The 1,379-nt window shown below is 68.3% G+C and carries 2 protein-coding genes; both read right to left on the reverse strand.

From position 1 onward, the window contains the following. The coding region (locus PLC66_RS22710) for an IS91 family transposase (RefSeq protein WP_324544445.1) at positions 1-988 on the reverse strand (988 nt) is incomplete at its 3' end. A gap of 7 nt (positions 989-995) precedes the next feature. Next, the coding region (locus PLC66_RS22715; protein WP_324544446.1) for a tyrosine-type recombinase/integrase at positions 996-1,379 on the reverse strand (384 nt) is incomplete at its 5' end.

A 1,379-nucleotide genomic window follows, 5' to 3' on the forward strand; every position in this document is an offset into this window, starting at 1 on the left:
CGTTGGCGAGCAATCCGTAGTGCCGGATGCGGTGGAAGCCGCACGGCAGCACGTGCAGCAGGAAACGGCGCATGAACTCCCCGGCGGTGAGCGTCATCGTCTTGTGGCGGGTGCGCCCCTCGGCGCGATAGTCCTTCCAGCGGAAGGAGACGCTGCCCGCGTCGAGGGAGACCAGGCGACGGTTCGAGATCGCCACCCGATGGGTGTAGCGCGACAGGTAGGCGAGCACCGCCTCGGGGCCGGCGAAGGGCCGCTTGGCATAGACGACCCATTCGCTCGTGCGCAGCGGTGCGAGCCAGCGCAGGAACGCGGCCATTTGTGCCAGCGGGGCGAACTCGCCGAAGAAGCGCAGCACGCCGGCGTGATGCGCCTTCGCCAGCTCTTCCAGGAAACGCCGCCGGAACAGCCGCGAGAGCACGCGGACCGGCAAGAAGAAGCCATGCCGGCAGGCAATCCAGCGTTGCCCGTCGGCCGACAGGCCGCCCCCGGGGACGATGCCGTGCACGTGCGGGTGGTGCGTCATCGCCGAACCCCACGTGTGCAACACGAGCGTGGCGCCGATCGTCGCGCCGAGGTGCTTCGGATCGGCAGCGATGGTGAGCAGCGTCTCGGCGGCGACCTCGAACAGCAGCCGATAGACGAGCGCCTTGTTCGTGTAGGCGAACGCGCTGATCGGCGCTGGCAGCGTGAAGACCACGTGGTAATACTCGACCGGCAGCAGGTCCGCCTGCCGGGCCTCGAGCCAACGCTGGGCAACCCGCGCCTGACACTTCGGGCAGTGCCGGTTGCGGCACGAGTTGTAGCTGATGTCGATCTGCTCGCAGGCCTCACAGCGCAGCACATGCCCACCCAGCGCCGCAGTGCGGCACTGTTCGATGGCCGACATGACCTTCAACTGCCCGAGGCTCAAGTGGCCGTGCTGGGCGAGACGCCACGCCGGCCCGAAGGCGCGGAAGATGTCCGCGACCTCCAGTGCGGGGCGAGCCACGATGCGCCTACGCCGACTGCAAGGTCTCCAGCGGACTGACGACTTCGTGAAGGAGGTCGGCAGCGACCTGGGTGTAGATCGCCGTGGTGTCGAGCTTCTTGTGGCCGAGCAGCGCCTGGATGATGCGGATGTCGACCTTCTGCTCGAGCAGGTGGGTCGCGAAGCAGTGGCGAAGCGTGTGCATCGACACCCGCTTGTCGATGCCGGCCGCCAGGGCGGCGGCCTGAACCGCGCGATTGAGTTGGCGCGGGCTCAGCGACTCGATCGGATTGAGGCCCGGGAACAACCAGCCGCCATCGAGCATCTTGCCCTGCGCCCGGGCGACCCGCCACCACACGCGCAACCGCTCCAGCAGCAGGGGCGGAAGCATCGCGTAGCGATCCTTGCGGCC

The organism is Thauera sp. (genome assembly GCF_035444905.1).
Classification (GTDB): domain Bacteria; phylum Pseudomonadota; class Gammaproteobacteria; order Burkholderiales; family Rhodocyclaceae; genus Thauera.